Origin of the sequence: Kitasatospora sp. NPDC096077, assembly GCF_040303245.1 — a bacterium.
GTDB lineage: Bacteria > Actinomycetota > Actinomycetes > Streptomycetales > Streptomycetaceae > Kitasatospora.
Map to the genome: position 1 here is coordinate 1 of NZ_JBEOSV010000104.1, position 21,607 is coordinate 21,607.

General features: G+C 72.5%; 24 protein-coding genes and 1 pseudogene. 11 read left to right on the plus strand and 14 right to left on the minus strand.

What is annotated here, in order from left to right; translation table 11 throughout:
• The first annotated feature begins 170 nt into the window (after window positions 1-170).
• Window positions 171-929 carry a serine hydrolase gene (locus ABTZ03_RS41950; protein ID WP_350518525.1) on the plus strand — a complete coding sequence of 253 codons (759 nt, stop codon included), beginning with the start codon at window positions 171-173 and terminating at the stop codon, window positions 927-929.
• Between the two features lie 35 nt (window positions 930-964).
• Here the strand turns inward: ABTZ03_RS41950 and ABTZ03_RS41955 are convergent, their stop codons facing one another.
• The 7 genes from ABTZ03_RS41955 to ABTZ03_RS41985 all read right to left on the minus strand — a co-directional run bounded on the left by ABTZ03_RS41955 (window position 965) and on the right by ABTZ03_RS41985 (window position 8,439).
• Entirely contained in the window at window positions 965-1,702 is a 738-nt protein-coding gene (locus tag ABTZ03_RS41955) for a cyclase family protein (RefSeq protein ID WP_350518526.1), read from the minus strand.
• A 108-nt stretch (window positions 1,703-1,810) separates the two neighbouring features.
• Window positions 1,811-2,944 (minus strand): FAD-dependent monooxygenase, encoded by a 1,134-nt coding sequence (locus ABTZ03_RS41960; protein ID WP_350518527.1) that lies wholly within the window; start codon window positions 2,942-2,944, stop codon window positions 1,811-1,813.
• A gap of 24 nt (window positions 2,945-2,968) precedes the next feature.
• Window positions 2,969-3,559: a GTP-binding protein gene (locus ABTZ03_RS41965; protein ID WP_350518528.1), complete on the minus strand. Its 591-nt coding sequence runs from the start codon at window positions 3,557-3,559 to the stop codon at window positions 2,969-2,971.
• A gap of 3 nt (window positions 3,560-3,562) precedes the next feature.
• Window positions 3,563-4,027 (minus strand): DUF742 domain-containing protein, encoded by a 465-nt coding sequence (locus tag ABTZ03_RS41970; RefSeq protein WP_502894765.1) that lies wholly within the window; start codon window positions 4,025-4,027, stop codon window positions 3,563-3,565.
• A 5-nt stretch (window positions 4,028-4,032) separates the two neighbouring features.
• A complete protein-coding gene (locus ABTZ03_RS41975; protein WP_350518529.1) occupies window positions 4,033-4,479 on the minus strand; it encodes a roadblock/LC7 domain-containing protein in 447 nt (148 codons plus the stop codon).
• A complete protein-coding gene (locus ABTZ03_RS41980) occupies window positions 4,476-7,484 on the minus strand; it encodes a sensor histidine kinase (protein WP_350518530.1) in 3,009 nt (1,002 codons plus the stop codon). The genes ABTZ03_RS41975 and ABTZ03_RS41980 overlap by 4 nt, the downstream gene beginning before the upstream one ends.
• A gap of 265 nt (window positions 7,485-7,749) precedes the next feature.
• Window positions 7,750-8,439, minus strand: a complete 690-nt coding sequence (locus ABTZ03_RS41985; RefSeq protein ID WP_350518531.1) for a FadR/GntR family transcriptional regulator — start codon at window positions 8,437-8,439, stop codon at window positions 7,750-7,752.
• A gap of 251 nt (window positions 8,440-8,690) precedes the next feature.
• On the opposite strand from ABTZ03_RS41985, the gene ABTZ03_RS41990 reads away from it, so the two are divergent.
• From ABTZ03_RS41990 to ABTZ03_RS42005, 3 genes are all read left to right on the plus strand, one after another.
• On the plus strand, window positions 8,691-10,379 hold the full coding sequence (locus tag ABTZ03_RS41990) for a 2-isopropylmalate synthase (protein ID WP_350518547.1): 1,689 nt from the start codon (window positions 8,691-8,693) through the stop codon (window positions 10,377-10,379).
• Between the two features lie 119 nt (window positions 10,380-10,498).
• Window positions 10,499-11,413: a peptidoglycan-binding domain-containing protein gene (locus ABTZ03_RS44345; RefSeq protein ID WP_502894766.1), complete on the plus strand. Its 915-nt coding sequence runs from the start codon at window positions 10,499-10,501 to the stop codon at window positions 11,411-11,413.
• A 200-nt stretch (window positions 11,414-11,613) separates the two neighbouring features.
• Window positions 11,614-11,910 (plus strand): DUF1330 domain-containing protein, encoded by a 297-nt coding sequence (locus ABTZ03_RS42005; RefSeq protein ID WP_350518532.1) that lies wholly within the window; start codon window positions 11,614-11,616, stop codon window positions 11,908-11,910.
• Between the two features lie 197 nt (window positions 11,911-12,107).
• Here ABTZ03_RS42005 and ABTZ03_RS42010 read toward each other — a convergent pair whose 3' ends face one another.
• Complete coding sequence (locus ABTZ03_RS42010; RefSeq protein WP_350518533.1) at window positions 12,108-12,338, minus strand: response regulator transcription factor; 231 nt, start codon at window positions 12,336-12,338, stop codon at window positions 12,108-12,110.
• Between the two features lie 42 nt (window positions 12,339-12,380).
• Window positions 12,381-12,599, minus strand: a complete 219-nt coding sequence (locus ABTZ03_RS42015; protein WP_350518534.1) for a hypothetical protein — start codon at window positions 12,597-12,599, stop codon at window positions 12,381-12,383.
• A gap of 271 nt (window positions 12,600-12,870) precedes the next feature.
• Here ABTZ03_RS42015 and ABTZ03_RS42020 point away from each other — a divergent pair, with 271 nt between their 5' ends.
• The 5 genes from ABTZ03_RS42020 (at window position 12,871) to gcvH (ending at window position 17,597) form a co-directional block, all read left to right on the plus strand.
• Entirely contained in the window at window positions 12,871-13,776 is a 906-nt protein-coding gene (locus ABTZ03_RS42020) for a helix-turn-helix transcriptional regulator (RefSeq protein ID WP_350518535.1), read from the plus strand.
• A gap of 224 nt (window positions 13,777-14,000) precedes the next feature.
• Window positions 14,001-14,501: a hypothetical protein gene (locus ABTZ03_RS42025; RefSeq protein ID WP_350518536.1), complete on the plus strand. Its 501-nt coding sequence runs from the start codon at window positions 14,001-14,003 to the stop codon at window positions 14,499-14,501.
• A gap of 111 nt (window positions 14,502-14,612) precedes the next feature.
• Complete coding sequence (locus ABTZ03_RS42030) at window positions 14,613-16,109, plus strand: RICIN domain-containing protein (RefSeq protein WP_350518537.1); 1,497 nt, start codon at window positions 14,613-14,615, stop codon at window positions 16,107-16,109.
• Window positions 16,110-16,455: 346 nt separating this feature from the next.
• Complete coding sequence (locus tag ABTZ03_RS42035) at window positions 16,456-16,956, plus strand: transposase family protein (protein ID WP_350518538.1); 501 nt, start codon at window positions 16,456-16,458, stop codon at window positions 16,954-16,956.
• Between the two features lie 260 nt (window positions 16,957-17,216).
• Entirely contained in the window at window positions 17,217-17,597 is a 381-nt protein-coding gene (gene gcvH / locus ABTZ03_RS42040) for a glycine cleavage system protein GcvH (RefSeq protein ID WP_350518539.1), read from the plus strand.
• 114 nt (window positions 17,598-17,711) lie between these two features.
• Here the strand turns inward: gcvH and ABTZ03_RS42045 are convergent, their stop codons facing one another.
• The 4 genes from ABTZ03_RS42045 to ABTZ03_RS42060 form a co-directional block, all read right to left on the minus strand.
• On the minus strand, window positions 17,712-18,191 hold the full coding sequence (locus tag ABTZ03_RS42045; protein WP_350518540.1) for an RICIN domain-containing protein: 480 nt from the start codon (window positions 18,189-18,191) through the stop codon (window positions 17,712-17,714).
• 157 nt (window positions 18,192-18,348) lie between these two features.
• Complete coding sequence (locus tag ABTZ03_RS42050; RefSeq protein WP_350518541.1) at window positions 18,349-18,588, minus strand: DUF397 domain-containing protein; 240 nt, start codon at window positions 18,586-18,588, stop codon at window positions 18,349-18,351.
• 63 nt (window positions 18,589-18,651) lie between these two features.
• Window positions 18,652-18,837, minus strand: coding sequence for a DUF397 domain-containing protein (locus ABTZ03_RS42055; protein WP_350518542.1), 186 nt, complete (start codon window positions 18,835-18,837; stop codon window positions 18,652-18,654).
• A gap of 2 nt (window positions 18,838-18,839) precedes the next feature.
• Window positions 18,840-19,715, minus strand: a complete 876-nt coding sequence (locus ABTZ03_RS42060; RefSeq protein ID WP_350518543.1) for a helix-turn-helix domain-containing protein — start codon at window positions 19,713-19,715, stop codon at window positions 18,840-18,842.
• Window positions 19,716-19,845: 130 nt separating this feature from the next.
• On the opposite strand from ABTZ03_RS42060, the gene ABTZ03_RS42065 reads away from it, so the two are divergent.
• A complete protein-coding gene (locus tag ABTZ03_RS42065) occupies window positions 19,846-20,304 on the plus strand; it encodes an ATP-binding protein (RefSeq protein ID WP_350518544.1) in 459 nt (152 codons plus the stop codon).
• A gap of 234 nt (window positions 20,305-20,538) precedes the next feature.
• Window positions 20,539-21,075, plus strand: a complete 537-nt coding sequence (locus ABTZ03_RS42070) for a GNAT family N-acetyltransferase (RefSeq protein ID WP_350518545.1) — start codon at window positions 20,539-20,541, stop codon at window positions 21,073-21,075.
• A 246-nt stretch (window positions 21,076-21,321) separates the two neighbouring features.
• Here ABTZ03_RS42070 and ABTZ03_RS42075 read toward each other — a convergent pair.
• A pseudogene (locus ABTZ03_RS42075) lies at window positions 21,322-21,447 on the minus strand (hypothetical protein); the annotation flags it as partial.
• Window positions 21,448-21,607: the final 160 nt, after the last annotated feature.

The window sequence follows — 21,607 nt, forward strand, 5'->3', positions numbered from 1 at the left end:
ATCCGCGTGCTGCGGGCGCTCCCACGGCGCCGCCCGGGCGGCCTCCGGGGGCGCGGCCCCCCGCCCCATTCCGGGGGCCCGCCGCCCCCCCCCCCCCCACCCCCCCCCCCCCCCCGCCGGGGGGGGGCCCGTCGGCATGCCGTCGGCCCGGACGGCACTACGCTCTCCCCATGCTGTCTGTGGTGGTGGCCCCCTGGGAGGGCGATGCCGAGCCGGTGTTCCTGCGGGCGCCGGACGAACTGCACGATGCCGCGAGCACGATGAAGGTCGCGGTGCTGGCGGCGCTGGCCCGCGGCGGGGCGAACCTGGACGCCGAGGTGCCGGTGGTGAACCGCTTCGAGTCCGTGGTGGGCGGGGAGTTCGGCAACGATCCGGACTGGGACAGCGATCCGCTGCCCTGGGAGCTGCTGGGCACCCATGTGCCGCTCCGACTGCTCGCCGAGCGGATGATCACCCACTCCTCCAACCTGGCGACCAACCTCTGCCTGTCCCGCACCGACCGGTGGGCGGTGGCCGAGGTGTGGCGCCGGGCGGGGGCGACCCGCAGCGCCACGCCGCGCGGGATCGAGGACTACGCGGCGCGTGCGCAGGGCGTGCACAACCTGGTGAGCGCCCGCGACCTGGTCCGGCTGCTGCACTCGCTCGCGGACGAGCCGGAGTTGCTGGCGCTGCTGGAGCGCAACGACTTCCGGGTGGACCTCGCGGCGGGCCTGCCGCCGGGCACCCGGATCGCGTTCAAGAACGGCTGGGTGCCCGGCGCCCGGCACGCCGTCGGCCTGGTCCACCCGCGGGACTGCCCGCCGTACCTGATCGCGGTCTGCTACACCGGCCCGCTCGCCGACGGCAGCGACCGCACGGACCCGGCGGCCCGACTGCTGGCCCGGGTCTCGGCGGCGGTCTGGGCGCGGCGCCGACAGATCAGCGGCTGATCGCGGGCGGGGCTCCCCTTCCGGGCCCCGGGCGGCTACCGCTCCGCACCGGGCAGCACCGCGTACGCGCGGACGGGGAAGGACCCCATGCCCGCGACGGCGGGTGGCGCGGCGTGGAAGCGGAACCCCTCCGGCGGCAGTTGCTCCAGGCCGCGCAGGTGCTCGACGAGCGGGATGCCCGCCTCCAGCAGGGCGGAGTGCGCGGGGCGGGCCAGGTCGGTGGTGTCGTCGATGTTCAGCGAGTCGATGCCCACGAGGGCGGGCCGCTGCGCGACGAGCCAGGCGGCGCCCTGCGCGCTGAGGAAGGGGTGGCCGCCCGCGCCGTAGCGGTCGGTGCCCCAGTGGCGGTCCCAGCCGGTGTGGATCAGCACCGCCCGCCCGGTGACCCGGTACGGCAGCAGCGCGCTCGGGTCGACGGCCCGGTCGGGTGCGTCGAGGGCCGGGACCACCAGCCCGTCGAGGTCGACGAGTCCGGCGAGCGGAAGCCCCGCGAGGTCCGGCCCGTCGGGGAACCGGTGGAAGGGGCTGTCGAGGTAGGTGCCGGTGTTCGCGACCATCGAGATCCGGCCGATCTGGAACTCGGTTCCGGGCGCGTAGTGGTCGCGGGAGTCCTCCCGCGAGAGGTGGACGCCGATCTCGGGTGCGGGCAGGCCCGGGTAGGTGACCATGCCGTGCCGGATCGGGTGGCTCAGCTCGACGACCCGCCGGCCCGCGCTGTGCGGGGCCGACGGGTCGCTGGTCCGGCTGTCGTGCCCGGTGTGGTCCGTCGTCATGTCCACGATGATCGGCGATGCCCGCGGCCATCGCAACAGGCCGTCGAAATAAGCTGGTTGGGGGCGTGGGGGCGACGGCCGACGTGGGGGCTCAGTACGGGTGGGGGCTCAGTACGGCTTGACCAGGACGTGGGCGGCGCCGGGGATGCCGATCTTGAGCAGCTCGTCCTCCTCGGCCGTGGTGGGTGTGCCGGTCTCCTGCTTGAGGACGGCGCGCGACAGCGCCTGGACCCACATGGCGCGCGGGCGGCGGCGCTCCTCCCAGGCGGTGAGCGCGGCCGGTACGTCCGCCGCCGCGTCGAGGCTCTCGGCCAGCACGAGGGCGTCCTCGACCGCCATCGCCGCGCCCTGGGCGAGGTGCGGGGTGGAGGCGTGGGCGGCGTCGCCGGCCAGGGCGATCCGGCCGACGTGCCAGGGCTCCTCGACGGTGACCTGGGAGATCCGGGAGTAGACCACCGCGGCCGGGTCGGTGACCTGGGCGAGGGCCTCGGCGATCGGGCCGCCGAACCCGGCGAGGCGCTCGCGGAGCTGCTCGTGGGCGTGCTCCGGGTCCGGGCGGAAGTCCTCGGCCTCGGCGAACACCGAGCCCAGGTACATGAGTTCCTCGCTGATCGGGGTGAGCAGCGCCTTGGCCCGCTGGTTGCCGGCCGACATCACCACGCCCCGGACCTCGGGCGAACGCGGCAGCGTGACGCGCCAGTTGGCGAAGCCGGTGTACTCGGGGGCGTACCGCTCGCCGTACAGGTGCCGGCGCAGCGGCGAGCCGATGCCGTCGAAGCCGACGACCAGGTCGTAGCGGTCGGCGTGGCCGTCGTCCAGGGTGACGTCGACGCCGGTGCCGTCGTCCTTCACCGTGGCGATGGTGGTGCCGAAGCGCAGAACGGCGCCGGCCGCGGTGGCGGCGTCGGCCAGCACCCGGGCCAGGGCGGGCCTGGGTATGCCGTTGTTGGAGGGGGCGTCGCCCATCCGGGGCTGGGGGATCCGGGCGACGGTGGCGCCGGCCGGGTCGCAGATGGTCAGCACCTCCCACTCGAAGCCGGCCGCCAGGCAGGCGTCCAGCACGCCGATCTCACGCATCACGTGCAGGGCGTTGGAGGGCTGGATGATGCCGACGCCGAGGGCTTCCAGCTGGTCGCGCAGTTCGGCGACCTCGACGTGGTGGCCGCGCCGGGCGAGGGCGGTGGCGAGGGTGAGGCCGCCGATGCCGCCGCCGTGGACGAGGACGCGAAGGGGAGTGGTCATGGCAGGGGGCTCCAAAGAACGGGCTCAGCCGACCGGCGTGGCGCCGGCGAGTTCCATCAGGTGGTCGACCAGGGCGAGCAGCAGGTCGCGGCCGAAGCCGCGCTCCCGCACGTCGCCGATCAGCATCGGCACCTGCGGGTCGAGGTCGAGCGCGGCCCGGATCTCGTCCGGGGTGCGGGTGTTGTGGTGGTGGAAGCAGTTGATCGCGACCACGAACGGGATGCCCCGGCTCTCGAAGAAGTCGATCGAGGCGAAGCTGGTGTCCAGCCGGCGGGTGTCGGCGATGACGATGCCGCCGAGGGCGCCGTTGACCAGGTCGTTCCACATGAACCAGAAACGTTCCTGCCCGGGCGTGCCGAACAGGTAGACCACCAGCTCGGGGCTGACGGTGATCCGGCCGAAGTCGAGGGCGACGGTGGTGGTGTCCTTCTGGTCGACGCCGTCCAGGTCGTCGACGCCCACGCTGGCCGTGGTCAGGTACTCCTCGGTGCGCAGCGGGGCGACCTCGCTGACCGAGCCGACCAGGGTGGTCTTGCCGACGCCGAAGCCGCCCGCGATCAGGATCTTGACCGCGGCGGGAGCGGCAACGGGGGTGGCGGAGTGCGGTGTTGCCATGGCTTAGAGTCTCCGGAGTCCTTCGCGTACGGCCGTGAGCAGGCCGAGGTCCACGCCCCCGGCGGCGCGTGCTACCGAGAGCGGCGCCCGGGCCTTCAGCAGGCCCTGGGCGACCAGGTCGCCCAGCAGGATCTTGGTGACCGAGACCGGGAGGTTCAGGTCGGCGGCCACCTCGGCGACGGCGGCCGGGCGCCGGCAGCGGTCGAGGATCCGCCGGTGCTCGGGCTGGAGGCCGCGGGTGCCGGTGCGGCTGCCGCGTGCCAGGGCCGCCGCGGCCTCCTCCTCGGCCGTGGTGAGCACGGTGATGAGAGTGAGGTCGTCGCGTTCGGGTGCGGTCCGGCCTCGGGTGATGGTGTACGGGCGGACCATGACGCCGGTCTCGTCCTCGGTCCCGGGCTCCTCCAGCTCGCTCCAGTGCGGCACCCGGCCGTGCGGCCAGGTGCTCCCCCCGTCGCTGTGCGGGCCCACCGTGGTCAGCCCCGGTTCCGGGAGGCGAAGACGTCGAAGGACGCGGGGGCGGCCTCGGCCCGGACCGGGGTGGTGAGCTTCTGGCCGACCTGCTGGACCAGGGTGTGCATGGCGACGGACATCACCTCGGCGTCCACCTCCTGGGAGGCGACCACGGCCAGGTGGGTGCCCTGGGCGGCGGCGATGACGAACAGCCAGCACTCGGCGAGCTCGACGATCACCTGGTGCACCGGGCCGCCGTCGAAGAGCTGGCCGACGCCGCGGGCGAGCGACTGCTGACCGGTGGCGACGGCGGCGAGGCGCTCGGCGTCGGCGCGCTCGATGGTGCGGGAGTGGCTGACCACGAGGCCGTCGTCGGAGAGCAGGACGGCGTTGCGGGTCCCGGTCACCGAGTCGACGAGTCCGTCCAGCAGCCAGTCCAGGTCCTGGTGGGTGGCGGTCGTGCGGTTCATGAGTGGTCATCCGTTCGTGTGGTTCGGGGCGCCGCGGCCGGCAGGGCCCGGGGGGAGGGGGCGGACGCGGAGCTCGGGGGGCCGGCGGGCAGTGCGGGGGGAGCCGGCGGGGTGCTGGGGGCGGGCAGCGGGTGCTCGCCGCTGTCCTGGGCCCGGGCGGCGCGGGACTGACGCTGGAAGGCGCCGATGGCGGCGCCCGAGCGACGGACGGGGCGCTCGGCGAGGTCGGTGCGCTCCGGCCCGGCGGGCTGCGCCGGGGGCGTCCCGGCCGGCTGCCCGGCGGCCGGATCGACCCACTCCTGCCGGGTCGGCGGGGGCACCCGCAGCTCGGCGGCCAGGCTGGCCTGCCGGACGCGCTGCGGCAGCGGCGGCTGCCCGCCCTCGACCGGGCTCACCGGCACGGCGGAGGGGTACTCGCGGTGCCGGCGCCGTTCGGCCAGCCGGTAGTGGTCGGCCGGGCGGTACTGCTCGTCGGCGTACGGGGCCTCGGCTTCGGTGACCCGGGCGTAGGCGATGTCCGGGTAGGCCGGGGCCTCGGGGGCGGGGGCCGGGGCGGCGGTCGTGCCGGGCATGCCGGGCGGGACCGTGCCGTAGACCGGTGACGGGTCGGCGGGGGAGCTGTGCTGGATCGGCTGCTCGGGGAAGCCGGGCCGGTGGGACTGGTGGTACGGCGGGCCGGGCTCCGGGAACGCCGGTTCCGGGAACACCGGGGCCGGGGAGGCCGGGGCCGGGAACGCGGTCTCCGGGAAGGCCTGTTCCGCGACCTGCGGCCCCTGGTACGCCTCACCGACGCCCACCGCGGGCACCGCGCCCACCGCGGGCGCCGGCGCCTGGACCGCCCCGAAGGCCTCCACCGGCGCGACCGGCGCCCCCACCGGCTGCGGCACCTCGTCGGAGGCGGAGCGCAGCGCCCGGCGCGAGCGCCGGACCAGCGGGATCGGCTCGACGGGCGCGGCGTCCGGCAGCCCGGTGTCGCCGTCGATGACCAGCTCGTCCGGGACGAGCACGACCACCCGGGTGCCGCCGAAGGCGGACGGCCGGAACTCGATCTTCAGCCCGGTCAGCGCGGCGAGCCGGGCGACCACGTAGAAGCCGAGTCGGATGTCGTCGGCCCGGGCCAGCACGTCGGTGCGCGGCGGGCGGCTCATCAGTTCGTTGGCCGCGTCGTACTGTTCCGGGTCCATGCCGAGGCCGCGGTCCTCGATCTCGACCGCGAGGCCACGACCGACCATGGCGGCCCGGACCTCGACCGGCGTGGGCGGCTTGGAGAAGGTGGTGGCGTTCTCCATCAGCTCGGCGAGCACGTGGGCGACCGGTCCGACGGCCCGCTCGGAGAGCCACGGGTGGCCCTCCACGTCGATCATGATCCGGCGGTAGTCCTGCACCTCGCCCTGGGCGGAGCGCAGTACGTCCAGCAGCGGCACGGGCTTGCGCCAGCGCCGCTGCGGCTGGCCGCCGGCCATGATGACGAGGTTCTCCTCGTAGCGGCGCAGGCGGGCGGTGAGGTGGTCGAGGTCGAACAGGCCCTCCAGGACCTCCGGGTCCTCGTGCTTGCGCTCCAGCTCGTCGAGCTTGCGCAGCTGGCGTCCGATCAGCAGCTGGGTGCGGCGGGCGATGCGCTGGAGCAGCCGCTCGAAGCCGCGGTGCTGGTCGGCCTGCCGGACGGCGGCCTCCAGGGCGGCGGAGCGGGCCAGGTTGAGCGCCTGGCCGAGCCGCGCGATCTCGTCGGTGCGGGCGCCGCCGCCGTGGGTGCTGACCGGGACGGTGGTGACGGCGCGGCTCTCGGCCTCGGCGTCGACCTGCTCGCCGCGGCCGAGGCGGTCGACCACCTCGGGCAGGGTGCGCTCCATCTCCTCGGCCTGGACCTGGAGTTCCTTGATCCGGCGGCGCAGCGAGCGGCTGAGCCGCCAGGAGGCGATGACGACGGCGACGACGGCGATCAGTCCGATGACGGCGGTCAGTACCACGCGGGTGAGCAGGCCGAGGATGGTTCCCTTGCCGACCTCGACGATGGCGCTGGTGCGGGCCTCGATCACCTTGACCAGCTGCGGGTTGAGCTGGTCGACGGCCTGGCGCCACTGGTCCTGGACGGGCGGCAGTTTGACGCTGCCGTTGGACTCGGCGGCGATCGGCCGGGTGAGCTGCTGTTCGACGGCGGACTTGGCCTGCCAGGCGGGGCCGGTCATCAGGTCGTGCCAGCCGGCCGCCTCGCCGTCCGGGATGTACGGGAGGACCTGGACGGTGAACAGGTGGTCCTGGGCGCCGATCAGCTGCTGGACCTGCTGGTAGTCGGCGGTGCTGAGCCGTCCGCCCGGCCAGCCGCGGGCCAGGATGGCGTCCTCGCGGGCGAGCATCTCCTTGGCCCAGAAGGAGTTCACCAGGGTCTTGGAGACCCAGGTGACCTCGCCGGCGTCGACGTGGCTGAGCGCGGTGAACAGCCGCAGGTCCACGGCGATCAGGTCGGTGTAGTAGGTGAAGAGGGTCTGCTGGTCGATCGAGCCCTTGTCGACGGCGGTCCGTTCCTCGCCGAGCCGGCCCATCGCCTGCCGGGCCTCGGCGACGGCGGAGCGCACGTCCTCGGGCGCGTGGTCGGTGCTCTCCCCGGACAGGGTCTGGAACTGGCGCACCGCGTCGTCGGTCAGCTGTCGCTGGCGGCGCAGTTGGTCGGTGTTGCCGCCGGGCCGGGCGAGCGCCTCGGCGCTGAGCCGGCGCTCCTCCTGGAGGTTGTAGTAGACGATGTTGGACGGCTGGCCGGCCTTCTGGGCGAGCATGCCCTGGGCGGCCTGCCGTTGGAAGTCGAAGACGGTCTCACCGCTGGTGACCGCCCAGAGGGTGACCAGGGCGAGGCTGGGGACGACGGCCAGGACGAGCAGCGCCGTCCGCAGGGACAGGCGTGGACGCCTGCGGGGGGTCTTCGGCGCCGGGGGCCGCCGATTCGCACGCGCGCGCAGAGCAGACTCCTTGGGACTGGCGGCCGGCCGGTGAGGGGCGGGCCGTCCGGGCACGGGCTTTTGACGAAGCGATACTAGTCATATCGTGTGATTGGAGTGAAAGCCCGTTCGCCGCCTGGGTGGTACTTGGGCACGAACCGGACACAATGTCACCCGCACGTTGACCGTTTGTGCTCGAAGCAACCGCTTCCAGCCGTGCCCGTTCCATCCTCGGGGCGGCCCGCAGCCGCTGGATGGACTCGGTGTGAAAACTGTGTGACGCCCCGGCAGCCCTGCCACCCGTCCCCGCTTGCCCTACCGCTGGCCTCCTGAGCGGCCCTCAGGAGGCCAGCAGTCGGGCCCGGGTCGCCTCCAGCTCCGCCGCCAGCACCCGCCCGGCCTCCGCCGGATCGCCCGCGTGCAGCGCCCGCACCAGCTCGGCGTGGGTGTCGTAGCCCTGGTTCGGGTCGCCCTCGCGCAGCCCGAACAGGCCGACCAGCTCGACCAGGTGCTCCCGCAGGATCGGGGCGAACTGGGCGAACAGGTCATCCAGGACGGGGTTGTGGGCGGCGGCCACGATCGCCGTGTGCAGGGCGATGTCGGCCTCGACGAAGTCCTTGTCCTTCGCCCCGCCGGCGGCCCGGCGCGCGGCCAGCGCGGCGTCCACGGCGGCGAGGTCGGCCGCCGTGCGGCGCTCGGCGGCCAGTCGGGCGGCCTGCACCTCGACCATGGTCCGCACCTCGTAGATGTGCGCCAGCTCGGCGGCCCGCAGCCGGGTGGCCCAGTCGTCCCCGGTGCTCGGGCGGTCGGCGGTCACGAACACCCCGGAGCCCTGCCGGGCGTGCACCATCCCGGCCGCGGCGAGGGTGCGCAGCGCCTCCCGGACGGTCGAGCGGCCGACGCCCAGCTCCTTGGCGAGCGCCACCTCGCCGGGCAGCTTGCCGCCGACCGGCCACTCGCCGGACCGGATCCGCTCCTCGATCTGCGCGGCGGCCTGTTCGGCGAGGGGGGAGGGGCGGAGGGCGGGCATCGTCGTCACCTGTCGGGTTGTCTGAGGACTTCTCTTCTGGCTACTCTACCCGGCATGAAGCCGTGGAGCGCCCTCCTTCTTGGTGGCCGCAGCGGGGCGTGACCTGACCGGCACCCCGCTGCGGGGCGCCGTCCTGCCGGTCCCCGGCCTCCCGTCATGAGGACAGCCCCGTGCGATTCCCGACCCTGCACGCCCCCGCCGGCCCCGTCCCGGCCGACGCCCCCGCCTGGAACCCCCAGCGCGGCGGCGCCATGCCCTCCCACCGCTACCGCCCCGCCCACGAGCGGGTGCACGTCCCCGCGCTGCTGCGCCGCTGGCCCGGCCGCCGGATCGAGCGCGCCCCGCTCTGGGTGCCCGTCGACCTGCGCGACGGCAACCAGGCGCTCGCCGAGCCGATGGACCCGGCGCGCAAGCAGCGGATGTTCGACCTCTTCCTGGCCATGGGCTTCAAGGAGATCGAGGTCGGCTACCCCTCCGCCAGCCGCACCGACTTCGACTTCGTCCGCCGCCTCGCCGAGCACCCCGAAGCCCTGCCCGCGGACGTCACCGTCGTCGTCTTCACCGCCGCCCGGGCCGACCTCATCGACCGCACCTTCGAGGCCGTCGAGGGCCTGCCCAACGTCGTCGTCCACCTCTACACCGCCACCGCCCCGCTCTGGCGCGAGGTCGTCCTCGGCAAGGACCGGGCCGAGCTGCGGGCGCTGATCACCGCGGCCGCCGAGCGGATGGCCCGGCTCGGGGCGGGCCGGGACGGCCTGCGCTTCCAGTTCTCGCCCGAGGTCTTCAACCTGACCGAGCCGGACTACGTGCTGGAGGTCTGCAACGGCCTCAGCGCGCTCTGGGACGCGAGCCCCGACCGGCCGGTCGTCCACAACCTGCCGGCCACCGTCGAGATCGCCACCCCCAACGTCTACGCCGACCAGATCGAGTACCTCGACCGCCACCTGGAGCGCCGCGACTCCGTCATCCTCTCCGTCCACCCGCACAACGACCGCGGCACCGGCGTCGCCTGTGCCGAACTCGCCGTGCTGGCGGGCGCCCAGCGGGTCGAGGGCTGCCTGTTCGGCAACGGGGAGCGGACCGGCAACGTCGACCTGGTCACCCTGGCACTCAACCTGCACACCCAGGGCGTCGACCCGATGCTCGACCTCTCCGACATCGACGAGATCCGCCGCACCGTCGAGCACTGCAACCGGCTGCCCGTGCACGAGCGGCACTCGTACGTCGGCGACCTGGTGCACACCGCCTTCTCCGGCACCCACCAGGACGCCATCAAGAAGGGCCTCGCCCGGCACGCGAAGGCCGCCGCCGAACTCGGCCTGCCCGAGCGCGAGACGCCCTGGTCGGTGCCCTACCTGCCGATCGACCCGGCCGACCTGGGCCGCGACTACGAGGCGGTGATCCGGGTCAACAGCCAGTCCGGCAAGGGCGGCATCGCCTACCTGCTGCAGACCGGCGCCGGGCTGGAGCTGCCCCGACGGCTGCAGATCGAGTTCGCCCGGGTGGTGCAGGAGGCGACCGACGACAGCGGGCGCGAGGTGACCGGGGAGGAACTGTACGGGCTGTTCCGCGCCGAGTACCTGGACCCGGGGGCGGAGCGGGTCTGGCGGGTCGGCGAGGACCGGGCCGGCGAGGACCGGGCCGAGGTGGACGGCCGCCCTGGCACCGGCGCCGGACCGGTGGCCGCGGTGGCGGACGCGGTCGGGGTGGAGATCCTCTCCTTCAACGAGCACGCCGTCGGCCCGGGTTCGGGCGCGGACGCGGTCGCCTACGTCGAGGCGCGGGTCGGCGGCGCCGTGGTCTGGGGCGCCGGACGGGACGCCTCGGTGCTCACGGCGGGCATCCGGGCGGTGCTCAGCGCCGCGGAGCGGGCGGCCGCGCGGGCGGAACCCGCCGGGGCCGCCGCGTCCCAGGGACGGCTTGGGAAGCAGGGACGCTAGCGGGACGTCCGTGCGCCTCCTAGCGTCTCCCGACAGCGGCCGCTCGCGGTCGAACCGCCGTCGCGGCCGCCGCTTCCCTCTCCCGCGCCCCGCGCGCCGTCCGTCAGTGAGGAAACCTCATGAAGCGCATCCCGGCCATCGTCGCCGCGATGTTCGCCGCGATACTCGCGGCACTGCTCGTCGCCCCCGCCGCCCAGGCCGCGAGCTGGCCGCTCGTCCGCAACGGCGACCACGGCGACAACGTGTCCACGGTCCAGTACCTGCTGAACGCCCACGGCGCAGGGCTGTCCGTCGACGGCGCCTTCGGCCCGGGCACCGAGGACAAGGTCAAGAGCTTCCAGAGCTCGAACGGCCTGAACCCGGTCGACGGCATCGTCGGCGGGGACACCTGGTCCAAGCTGATCGTCACCGTCCGCAAGGGCGACAACGGCGACGCCGTCAAGGCGCTCCAGGTCCAGCTGAACGCCCACGGCGCCGGCCTCGCGGTGGACGGCGCCTTCGGCGACGGCACCGACGGCAAGGTCCGCAGCTTCCAGCAGTCCGCCGGCCTGAACCCGGTCGACGGCATCGTCGGCCCGGCGACCTGGGGCGCCCTGCTCGGTGGCGGCGGCAGCACCGGCGGTGGCGGTGGCAGTGACACCCTGAGCCAGTCGCAGGCCGCCTCCATGCTCTCCGGCGCCGGCATCACCTGGTCCTCCTCGGGCAACTGCTCCGACCGCAACAGCAGCAGCTGCACCTCCTTCGACGGCATCCGCCGCACCACCGTCAACGGTGCCATCACGCTCAAGCACGCCGTCGGCGGCTGCGCGCTGAACATCACCGGCGGCACCGAGACCGGCCACGCCAGCGGCACCTACAGCCACGGCACCGGCTACAAGCTGGACTTCGCCATGTCGGGCTGCCTGACCGACTACATCCACGGCACCTTCACCCACAGCGGCACCCGCGGTGACGGCGCCGACCTGTGGACCGCCCCCTCCGGCAACATCTACGCCAACGAGGGCAGCCACTGGGACGTCACCTTCCTGAACTGACGCCCGCAGCACCCCCAGCGTGCGGGGCAGGGCCCGCCGGACACCTCCGGCGGGCCCTGCCCCGTTGGGGTCGTCGCCCCCGGGTACCCGGCTTCGGATCCGGCCACCGGGTGGCCGACACTGATCACCGGGCCGCCCGCCCCGGTCGGCCCGGTAAGTTCCGCCCAGTTCCGGTCAGTTCCGGTCGACGAGGAGCCTCCGTGTCCGCCCTGCTCATCCTGAACTACGACGTCACCGACCCCCAGCGCCTGGACGCCTACCGACAGGCCGCCACCCCCGTCCTGCTGGGCCCGGGCGAGCTGGTCGCCAGCACCGACCGGACCGTCCACCTGGGCGAGGGCGGCCGCCCGCCCGGCGGCACCCACACCGTGGTGCTGCGCTTCGCCGACGCCGAACAGGCCCGCGCCGTCTACGAGTCGGAGGCCTACCGCGGACTCCTGGAGGAGCGCCTCGCGGCCACCGTCCCGTTCACGGCGATGATCGTGCCCGCGCTCTGAGGTGCCGGTTGACCGTGAAGGTGACCAACAGCATCGGCCAGTCCTGCAGCGCCTTCACCTCCACGACCAGCACGAGCACCCCGGATAGCCGTCACACCAGCCCCTCCGACCAGCACATTCGAAGATGGCGAAGGCTCATGGACCCGTTGTGCAGGTCGGTGGCACTGCCTGCCGAGGCCGAGTGAGTGCCCGGGGGTTCAGGGCGGAGTGGTGGTGTAGCCGAGTTGGTGGGCGAGGACGGCGAGTTGGGTGCGGTTGGTGGTGCCGGTCTTGAGGCGTAGTCGGCGGAGGTAGGTGTCGACGGTGTGCGGGCTCAGGTGGAGGCGGCGGGCGATGGTGTGGTTGGTGTCGCCGTGGGCCAGGTGGGCGAGTACTTGGGCTTCGCGTGGGGTGAGGGCGGGGTGGCTGGCGGCCGTGGGGGTGGTCATCGGGGGTCTCCTGCTTCGGGCGGAAGGGTGGGGGTGGTGTGCTCAGCCGCCCCAGGCGGTATCGCAGGGGCCGATGATCTTGACGAAGCCACGGCCCGGGACGAAGACGACCTTCATGCAGTCGCCGTCGCCGCCGGACGGCTGGCCGGTGACGGCGGGGGCGGCCGGTGCGCCGGTCGGGGGCAGGGGGGCGGCGGCAGCCGGGGCGGCGGGGGCGAGCAGTGCGACGAGTGCGGCCGATGCGAGGACGAGGCGCTTCATGAACGTTTCCTCCATGGAGTCGATCAGAATGTGATCGGGGCGTGTGCGATGTGACTTGATCATCCTGCCTCGTGGGGCCGGTCAGTACCCGTCCGGCACCTCACCAACGTGTGTGTCAGGAAGCGGAGCCAGGGACGAAGTGGACTATTTCGAGCATCAGCCCGTCATTCCGGCACCGTCGTTCGGGCGGGAGCCCGGTCCGGGCGTCGACCGCGCCGCGGAGCGGGAGGCCGAGACGGCCGTCTACCGGTGGGTGTTGGAACACCGTCGGATGGATGCGGCGGCTGCCGCGCCGGAGCTCGGGATGGCGGAGGAGGACTTCCGTGCCGCGCTCGCCCGGCTGGTCACAGCCCGCCTGGTCGAACCCGGTCCGGGTGGGACCGGTCACGCGGTGGCCCCGGAGGTCGCGGCGGCGCAGGCGGTCGCCCCGGTACGGGCCCGGATCCGGGCCGACCAGGAGCACGTCGCCAGGGTCCAGGAGGAGATGCGGCACTTCGCCGCCGCCTATGGCGCGCGGACGGTCCGCTCTGACGGGCTGCAGGTGATCAGCAGCCTCCCGGAGGTTCGTGAGCTGATCACCCGGGCCGCGGACGGGTGCCGGCGCGAGGTGCTGTCCTGTCAGCCGGGCGGCAACCGGGTGCCCGAGGCCCTGGAGGACGCCCTGGCCAGAGACCGTGCCCTGCTCGGCCGCGGCGTCGGCATGCGCACCCTGTACCACCACACGGCCAGGTTCAACGGGCCCAGCCAGGCGTACGTCGCCTTGGCTTCGGCGCTCGGGGCCGAGTACCGGACCGCCCACGAGCTGTTCGGGCGCCTCATCGTGTTCGACCGCGAGCTGGCCTTCCTGCCCACCGCGGACGAGTCCTGGGGTGCCGTCGTGGTGCGTGAACCCAACACCGTCGCCTACCTCTGCGAGGTCTTCGAGCAGGCCTGGGTGCACGCCAAGCCGTTCGCGCAGCCCATCGGCCAGGACATGGCGGACGTGGCCAGGGAGCTCGACCGGACCATCCTGGTCCTGCTCGCGGGCGGGCTGAAGGACGAGGCCATCGCCCGTCGACTCGGGCTGTCGCTGCGTACCGCCCGGCGCCACATCGCGGACATCATGGACCAGTTGGGCGCGGACAGCCGCTTCCAGGCCGGCGCCAACGCAGCCCGGGGCGGGTACCTGGCGGACTGATCCGGGAGCCGTCCCGGTGCGCACTCGCCCGAACTCCCGCGGCCGGCAGGTCACGTGACCACGTGACCGCGCGGCGGTGACCGGCAAGACGGGACTGTCGGCGCACGGTGGCGACGCGTGATGCTGTTCCCGAGACCGGACGGCGGAGACGGACCACGAACCGTACGCCGTCCCGCTCCCGCTCCGGTGGCACAAGCGCCGGGAACCCTAGAGGAGTTGACGCAGTGCACCCGATCCAGGACGGTCCCGGCCCGGAACCCGAGGGCCACGCCTTCCTGCGGGAGCTGCTGTTCTTCCTCCAGGCCCACCGCCACCGGGACGTCGGCCTGCTCTGGCCGCAGGCGGCTCCGCCCGGCTCCGGCCGGGATACGGCGGGCGAGGGCTGGTCCCGGCTGGCGGCCGAGCTCGCCGAGGGGCTGCGCTGCCCGGTCCGGGTGCTGCCCGGCCGCCGGGCAGCACCGGACCGGCGGGTCGTGGCGGCCGCGACGGAGACGCTCGTCGTGCAGGTCTCCGGAGTGAGCGTGTGGCGGCTGCTCGACGGCCGGTCCGAGGCAGGCGGTCACGAAGCTGGCGGTCACGAAGCCGGCGGTCACGAAGCCGGTCGTCCCGTCGTGAACGGCCTGACGGTCCGCTTGCGGGCCGGTGAGGCGCTGTACCTCCCGGCTGGCTACCGGACCGTCACCCCCGAGGCGTCCGGTACCCGCCGGACCCTGCACCTGGGCTGAAGTCCCGCCCCCAGTACCGCATGTGCCCCCTTCCCCGGGCTCCCCCCCCGACGTTGCACGGTCCGCCCACGCCCAGTGGCGACCGGTCCCCCATCCCACAGGAGTTCACCCATGACCCACCATCCCACCCTGCTGCGCACGGCCCGCCGGCTGGCCTCCCGGGGAGTCCTGGCCACCGCGACGGCGGCGCTCGCGCTGGCCACCGTGCCCGCGCTCAGCACCACTGCCCACGCCGACGGCGGTGACTGCGATCCGGGCGCGTACTGCCTGTGGGCCGACGCCGACTTCCAGGGCGCCAAGTTCACCGTCACCGGCGAAGGCACGGTGCGTTTCGAAGGGGCCGCCGCCTGGTTCAACGACCAGGCGAGTTCGGCCAAGAACAACACCGGCAAGTGGGTCGGCGTCTACGACAACATCACTCCGGACCGCATCATCAGCTGCTTCCCGCCCAACACCCAGCTGCAGAACTTCCGGGACAGCAAGCTGGGCGACGCCAACGACAAGGCGTCGGCGGTCGTGGTCGCCGCTACCGAGCAGGGCGCCTGCGGCGTGGCGACGCCGGCCACGTCGAGGATCAACTGTGGTGACAGCGCGTCGAATTCGAGTGTGCCGGCGGCGGTTGGCAGCGGTTGGGCGGCGGGCAGCGACTCGGCCGGCAGCGATCTGGCCATCGCCCTGTTCAACATGGCCGTGGACGCCTACAGGTCCAAGGCCCAGCGCGCCGAGACCGTGCACAAGCTGATCGACGCGGCGGTCAAGGCCCGGCCGGGGCTCAACGTCATGGTCTACGACGTCAAGCACGACCCCGACACCGCCGACCCCAACAAGCCGCGCTGGATCGACCAGCTCACCGGCGTCCACGACGCCGGTGACATCCTGTACTGCAACCCGTGGGACGGCACCATCCACACCTATCGGATCTGGACCTTCGAGGGCGGCGAGTTCACCAACCAGTCCGACGGCGGCTGGCTCAACTGGGGTTTCTACGGCCGCTTCTCCCGCCTGAACCCGGACGGCTCGGACAACCCCGACCACGGCTCCCGGGTGCGTTTCTACCCGCCGGCGAACGGATCCCCGCGCTCGGCCAACGGCATCGGCCCGGCCTTCGGCACCGGCGCGGACGGCGGCAACGGCGGTGGTGGCACCAGCGGCAACGGAGGCAACGGCGGCGGCGGTTCGGTCCCCTCCGGTACGTCGAACCGTCCGGCGCACGGCCAGGTGGCGCAGCTCTCCGCCGCCAACGGTCTGGTCGTCGACCTCGCAGGAAGCAGCACCTCCCCGGGCACCAAGGTCCAGGCGTGGGGCGGGAACGGCTCCGCAGCGCAGAAGTGGGCGTTCTGGGACAAGGGCAACGGGAACTGGCTCATCGAGACCAACTTCCGCGGCGGCATGGTCATCGACCGTGACGTGAACAGCAACCGCACCGGCCTGTGGCACGTGGCCGACGGTGCCACCAACCAGCTGTGGCAGTTCGTGGACGCCGGCGGCGGCTACGCCCAGATCCGCAACACTCGCGACGGCGCCTGCCTGACCGCCGACAGCGCCGGGCAGGCCCTGGCCGTCCAGTCCTGCGACGGTGGCTCCCACCAGAGGTTCCAGCTCGGCTGAGCCGGTTCCGCCGCGCTGACGACAGGTTCGACACCGTCCGCGTCCGCATCCGTACCGGGGGCCGGTCCGGGAGGTACCCGCCTCCCGGACCGGCCCCCCGGGCATTGTCGGTGGCGGCGGGTACGGTCGGTGCCGGTGCGGTCGGTTGCCGGGGGATCCAGCTCCGTAGTGCAGCTGCCTCCCCGGTTCTTTCAGGGGGGTGGCCCGGGTGATCGATCCGGGCTCAACCGTCGGCCGGGCTTCGTCGAGGGCCAAGAGTGGGGCCCGTCTGCGCCGGCCGCACCGTTTCTCGCAGGTCGCGCCGTACCCCAGCTGGCCCCAGACAGCCAGGCGGGGCGGGGAGGTCGTGCTGATCGACGGCACCTTGATTCCCACCCAGCGCCGCACCGGGCGGGACAACCGCCCGAACTGCTCGGGCAAACACTACCGCCACGGCCTGCACTTCCTCGCCCTGGCCGACGAGAGAGGCAAGCTGATCTGGATCTCCGCGGCTCGGCCCGGACGCACCCACGACGCCACCGCCGCCCGCCGTGACAAGATCGTCGAGCACCTGAAGGCGGCCGGGCTCGGCGCGCTCGCCGACCTGGACTTCATCGGCGTGGACAAGCCCGACAACCCCGATGACCTCGTCATCGTCACCGGCCACAGGGCCACCCGCGCCCGAAAGCTCACCCCGGGGCAGAAACAGGCGAACCGGATCCTGGCTGCCGGACGAGCACCCGTCGAACACGGCTTCGCGAACCTGAAGGCTTGGCGGATCCTCGCCAAGCTCCGCACCGGTCCGGGCCGCGCCACCGCCCTCCTGCGAGCCCTGATCGTGCTGACCAACTTCGGGATCAACCGCTGACGGACGATCAAGACCGCAGACTCTCGCCCACGACCAGCACGAGCACCCCGGATGACCGTCACGCCATCCCCTCCGACCAGCACGTTCGAAGATGGCGAAGGCTCAATGACAAGGACCTCACCCCCCAGGTGCTCGCCACCACGTCCGCGATGGCGACGGCTACGCCGTCATTACCTGGGCCGCGCCTGCGGGCTGACGTGCCATAGTGATCGACGGCAATCATTCGTTGACGCTGCGTTACCGGAAGAACGGAGATCGACGTGTCGAACATCCCCAAGGACCTCAAGTACACCGACTCGCACGAGTGGGTCCGGACGGAGGCCGACGGCACGGTGTCGGTCGGCATCACCGACCACGCCCAGAACACCCTCGGTGACATCGTCTTTCTGGAGTTCCCCAAGGTCGGCAGCAAGATCGAGGCCGGTGACGCGGTCGGGATCATCGAGTCCGTCAAGGCCGCCTCCGACTTCTACTCCCCGGTCACCGGCGAGGTCGTCGCCGTCAACGACGAGGCGGTGGACTCGCCGGAGGACGTGAACGGCGACCCGTACGGCTGCTGGCTGTTCAAGATCAAGCTGGCGAAGGGCGCGAAGACGGACCACCTCCTCGACGCCGCCGCGTACGCGAAGATCCTCGGCTGACACCGGAGGGGCGGTGCTGTCGGTGCTCATCCCAGCGCCGACAGCGCCGCCCCCGTCCGGTTGGCGCGGGTCCGGCCCGCCGCTGGTGCGCGGCGGGCCGGTGGGGGAGGGCCGCTACTTCTGGTAGAGGGTCCACTGCTGGTTCGAGAAGCCGAGCGACAGCTCGGTGGTCACGGCCTGGTCCACGCCGTTCGCCTGGAGGACGTAGTCCTCGTACTTCACGCTGGCGATGGCGGTCGCGTTGGCGCCCAGCTCGATGTACCACCGCTGGGCGAGGTCGTTCGCGTTGCAGGCCCGCTGGACGACGTCCTTGCCGGGCCCGTTGGTCGCGACGCACTTGCCCCAGTGGCTGCCCTTGATGGTGAAGGTGCCGTCGCCGAGGGGGGTGAGCGTCCAGATCTGCCAGGTGAGGCTGGGGTCGCGGGTCCAGACGTCGTTCCCTTGGTACTCGTCCAGGTTGCTGCTGTCGCTCTGGACCTGGAGGGATCCGGTGACCGGGACGGCGGCCGAGGCCGTGGTGCCGTTCATGACGGCGAGGCCGGTGAAGGAGACGGCTGCCGCGATGGTCGCGACGGCCTTGTGGCTGAGGCGCACTGCTTCTCCTAGATTCGGGGTGTCGGCGGGCCCGATGTGGCCCGCTCGGCCCTGAAGCTAGGTCGGCGAGAGAGGTCGTTTGTAGGCGACTCGATGAGGGTAGGCCAACTGGTTCGGGCTTTCACTGGGAAAGCGCAGCTGCGGTGGACCGTCGGGCTCAGGTCGTGGTGGCGGTCGCGGCGAAGGCCACGAAGGCCTCCCAGGCGGCGGGGGTGAAGGTGAGGTGGGGGCCGCTCTTGTCCTTGGAGTCACGGACGAGGACGGTGGTGGTGGTCTCGGCGACCTCGACGCACGCAGCGCCCTCGTTGCTGCTGTGGCTGCTCTTGCGCCAGGCGACCTCGATACAGGCGGCGTCCTCGTTGGTGCTGTGGCTGCTCTTGAACCAGGCAGTCTGCATGTCGCTGACGGTACGCCAACGGCCCGCCGCCCGGTAGGCGGTGGGCCGTTGAGAAGGGGTCGGTCAGACCTCGGCGGTGGCGGCGAACATCACGAACGCCTTCCACGCGGCTGGCTCGAAGGCCAGTTGGGGGCCGCTCTTGTCCTTGGAGTCACGCACGTGGACGGTGCCGGGGGTCTCGGCGACCTCGACGCACTGGGCTTCCTCGTTGGTGCTGTAGCTGCTCTTGAACCACGCCAGCTCGGCCATGCCTACCGCTCTCCCAGAATCAGTTCGATCAGGGCCAGGGACTCCCTCAGCCCCAGGGCCTGAGCCCGGATGCTGCTGTACCGTGCGGTCATATTACGGACTTCCGCCGGGTCCGTGATCAATCGATTTACGTGCTGTGCTGCTGCGTAGGCGATCTGGGTCCCGCCGGTGGGCGGGGTGAGGATCGTGAACGAGCCGCCCATCCCCGCGTGGTTCATCCGGTCGAGTGGCATGATCTGGAGCTCGGGGCCCCGCATCTGTCCCACCTTGATTAGGTGCTGGAGCTGCTCTTGGTGGACGTCCCATCCGCCCAGGGGGCGGCGGAGCACGGCCTCGTCGATCACCCACGTGACTACCGGGAGCGGCCAGCGCGTCAGGATCTCCTGCCGTGCCAGCCGCGCCTGCACCCATTCCTCGATCTTCTCCGGTGAGAGCAGCGGCCGACGCATCTCGTACAAAGCGCGGATGTACGCCTCGGTCTGGAGTAGCCCCGGGATCACCATCGTGCTGTACTCGTGGATTTCAAGAGCTCGGTTTTCCTCCACCGTGAAGGCCTTGGAGAAGGACGGGTGCCGCTCACTGACTCGGAACTTTGCCTTCATCACGTCGTCTGCGACAACCCTCAGCGCTCCGCCCGCGTCGAGGACCTCTTCGGCCACCGTCAGGAACTCGATCCTCGCCGTCCGGACACCCCGCTCCATCGCGCCGATCTGGGCCTCGCTGTACCCGGTGAGCTTGGCCAGTTCCTTCTGGGTGAACCCCGCCCGCTCCCGGAACAGCTTGATCAGCTTCCCCACCGCGCTGTAGAACTCCGCGACCCCGTCGAAGTCCTCCACCGGCTCGTCGTCCTCGAAGACCGTGCGCTCGACGCCGCTCATAGCCGTCACCCGCCCTTTCGATCGATTAATCCGGGCGACCCACCCGGCGAACTGTCCGCACCCACACAGACACTCTGAGTGTCCGTCATCCCCATGGTCAGGGTACGTCCGTCCCGTCACGCTTTTCGCCATGACGACCGAAATCCCCCTCGACAGACCCCGCCCCCACACCACCACGCTCCCCGCCACCCCCAAGGGCGCCGCGACGTGCCGGCGCCTCGCCAGGCGTCAACTCACCACCTGGGGGCTGAACTCGACGCACACGGAGCCCTTCTACTCGGCGCTCCTGATCGTCGCGGAGCTGGCCGCGAACGCGATCACGCACGGACGCGTTCCGGGGCGCGGGTTCGAGCTGCACCTCTCGCTCACCACCACCGCGCGCCGGGGCACCACCCTGCGGATCGAGATCAGCGACTGCCGGGGCGACAAGCTGCCCGTCCTCCCCACCGTCCACAGCCCCAACTCCCAGTCCGGGCGCGGCCTCACCCTCATCGACGCGCTCTGCGACCGCTGGGGCACCATCCCGCGCCGGCCCAACTCCAAGACCGTCTGGGCTGAACTCGACCTCGCCGCCCCCGATGCTTCCTGAACCCCGCGATAGCGAGGCGGCCCCGGGCGGCGCGACGCTCTGCACGATCCTCCCGTTCGTGCTCCTCGTCGCCCTGCTGGCCTGGGTCTACCCCCTCACCGCGCAGCACGGCCACCCCAACCACCGCACCCCCCAACCCACTTCGAGTCCCGCCGCCCCCCGGTGAGAACGCCGAGGAGTGGGAAGTCGGTCCGGCCGACTTCCCACTCCTCGCCGCGTGTAGCCTGCCGTCCCATGCAGAGCCGCACCCGAATCCGCCTGATCGAACCCGCCGACGCCGCCCCGATCGCCGCGCACCGGGCACGGGACATCGACGCCGAGGCCTTCCGCCGGTACGAACCGGCCCAGCCCCCGGAATTCTTCACGGCAGACGGTCAGTTGGGGCGGATCCACCGCCTGCTGGACGGCCACCGGGCCGGCACCGCCTGGCCGTGCGTGGTGCTCGACCAGGACGGCCAGGTGATCGGGCAGATCACCATCACCGGCATCCTGCCCCAACCCCATGTGCGCCGGGCCTCCCTCGGCTACTGGATCGCCACCACCGCCGAGGGCCAGGGGCACGCCGGACGGGCCGTCGCCCTCGCGCTCGCGCTGATGACCGACGAACTCGGCCTGCACCGCGTCGAGGCCGGCACCCACCTGGAGAACATCGCCTCCCAACGCGTCCTGCGCCGCAACGGCTTCACCCCGTACGGCGTCGCCCACTCCTCGATCCACCTCGACGGGCAGTGGCACGACGGCCTGATGTGGGAGCGCATTCTCGGCGACTGAAGCGTGCCTCTTCGACGGCCGGTCAGGGGCGCCCACTTCCGCTGTTCAACTGTGGCCGAGGCGGGCCGGCGGATGAATCACGCCTCGGCGCTCGTCGTCGCCTGCCCGGCGGCGGGCCAGGGAGGGCACGTTCGGAATCCCGTGGACCGGGCGCCGGCCGGACCCGGCCCGCGACCGCCTGCGCCATCACCTGCTCGGCCCACTCGTGCATCCGCGGGCGGAACCCGTAGAGCTGCTCGATCCCGATCACCTCGACCCCGCGCTGCTGGAGGCGCCGTGGACGGAGAACCGATCTTGGCGGGCCGTCAGTTCGAACGCGGCCTGGCCGATCTTCCCGCCCACGCCGTCGAACACGACGTCGACCCCCGCGCCGCCGGTCGCCCGGCGGACCTGCTCGGGCCAGTCCGGTGCGGAGTGGTCGACCGCCGCGTCGGGGCGATGCTCTTATGGATGTCAAGCAGCGGTGGTGAGCTGCTCGGCGGTGATGGATGTAGTGCTGGGTGTGGTCAGGACCTGGTAGATCTCGCGGGCG

Coding starts and splice junctions, on each gene's coding strand:
- ABTZ03_RS41955 (WP_350518526.1), bottom strand. CDS start 1,702: ATGACGACGGACCACACCGGGCACGACAGCCGGACCAGCGACCCGTCG.
- ABTZ03_RS42050 (WP_350518541.1), bottom strand. CDS start 18,588: ATGCAGACTGCCTGGTTCAAGAGCAGCCACAGCACCAACGAGGACGCC.
- ABTZ03_RS42030 (WP_350518537.1), top strand. CDS start 14,613: ATGACCCACCATCCCACCCTGCTGCGCACGGCCCGCCGGCTGGCCTCC.
- ABTZ03_RS42065 (WP_350518544.1), top strand. CDS start 19,846: ATGACGACCGAAATCCCCCTCGACAGACCCCGCCCCCACACCACCACG.
- ABTZ03_RS42070 (WP_350518545.1), top strand. CDS start 20,539: ATGCAGAGCCGCACCCGAATCCGCCTGATCGAACCCGCCGACGCCGCC.
- ABTZ03_RS42060 (WP_350518543.1), bottom strand. CDS start 19,715: ATGAGCGGCGTCGAGCGCACGGTCTTCGAGGACGACGAGCCGGTGGAG.
- ABTZ03_RS42055 (WP_350518542.1), bottom strand. CDS start 18,837: ATGGCCGAGCTGGCGTGGTTCAAGAGCAGCTACAGCACCAACGAGGAA.
- ABTZ03_RS41960 (WP_350518527.1), bottom strand. CDS start 2,944: ATGACCACTCCCCTTCGCGTCCTCGTCCACGGCGGCGGCATCGGCGGC.
- ABTZ03_RS41985 (WP_350518531.1), bottom strand. CDS start 8,439: ATGCCCGCCCTCCGCCCCTCCCCCCTCGCCGAACAGGCCGCCGCGCAG.
- ABTZ03_RS42010 (WP_350518533.1), bottom strand. CDS start 12,338: ATGACCACCCCCACGGCCGCCAGCCACCCCGCCCTCACCCCACGCGAA.
- ABTZ03_RS41990 (WP_350518547.1), top strand. CDS start 8,691: ATGCCCTCCCACCGCTACCGCCCCGCCCACGAGCGGGTGCACGTCCCC.
- ABTZ03_RS41965 (WP_350518528.1), bottom strand. CDS start 3,559: ATGGCAACACCGCACTCCGCCACCCCCGTTGCCGCTCCCGCCGCGGTC.
- ABTZ03_RS44345 (WP_502894766.1), top strand. CDS start 10,499: ATGAAGCGCATCCCGGCCATCGTCGCCGCGATGTTCGCCGCGATACTC.
- ABTZ03_RS41975 (WP_350518529.1), bottom strand. CDS start 4,479: ATGAACCGCACGACCGCCACCCACCAGGACCTGGACTGGCTGCTGGAC.
- ABTZ03_RS41950 (WP_350518525.1), top strand. CDS start 171: ATGCTGTCTGTGGTGGTGGCCCCCTGGGAGGGCGATGCCGAGCCGGTG.
- ABTZ03_RS42015 (WP_350518534.1), bottom strand. CDS start 12,599: ATGAAGCGCCTCGTCCTCGCATCGGCCGCACTCGTCGCACTGCTCGCC.
- ABTZ03_RS42020 (WP_350518535.1), top strand. CDS start 12,871: ATGGATGCGGCGGCTGCCGCGCCGGAGCTCGGGATGGCGGAGGAGGAC.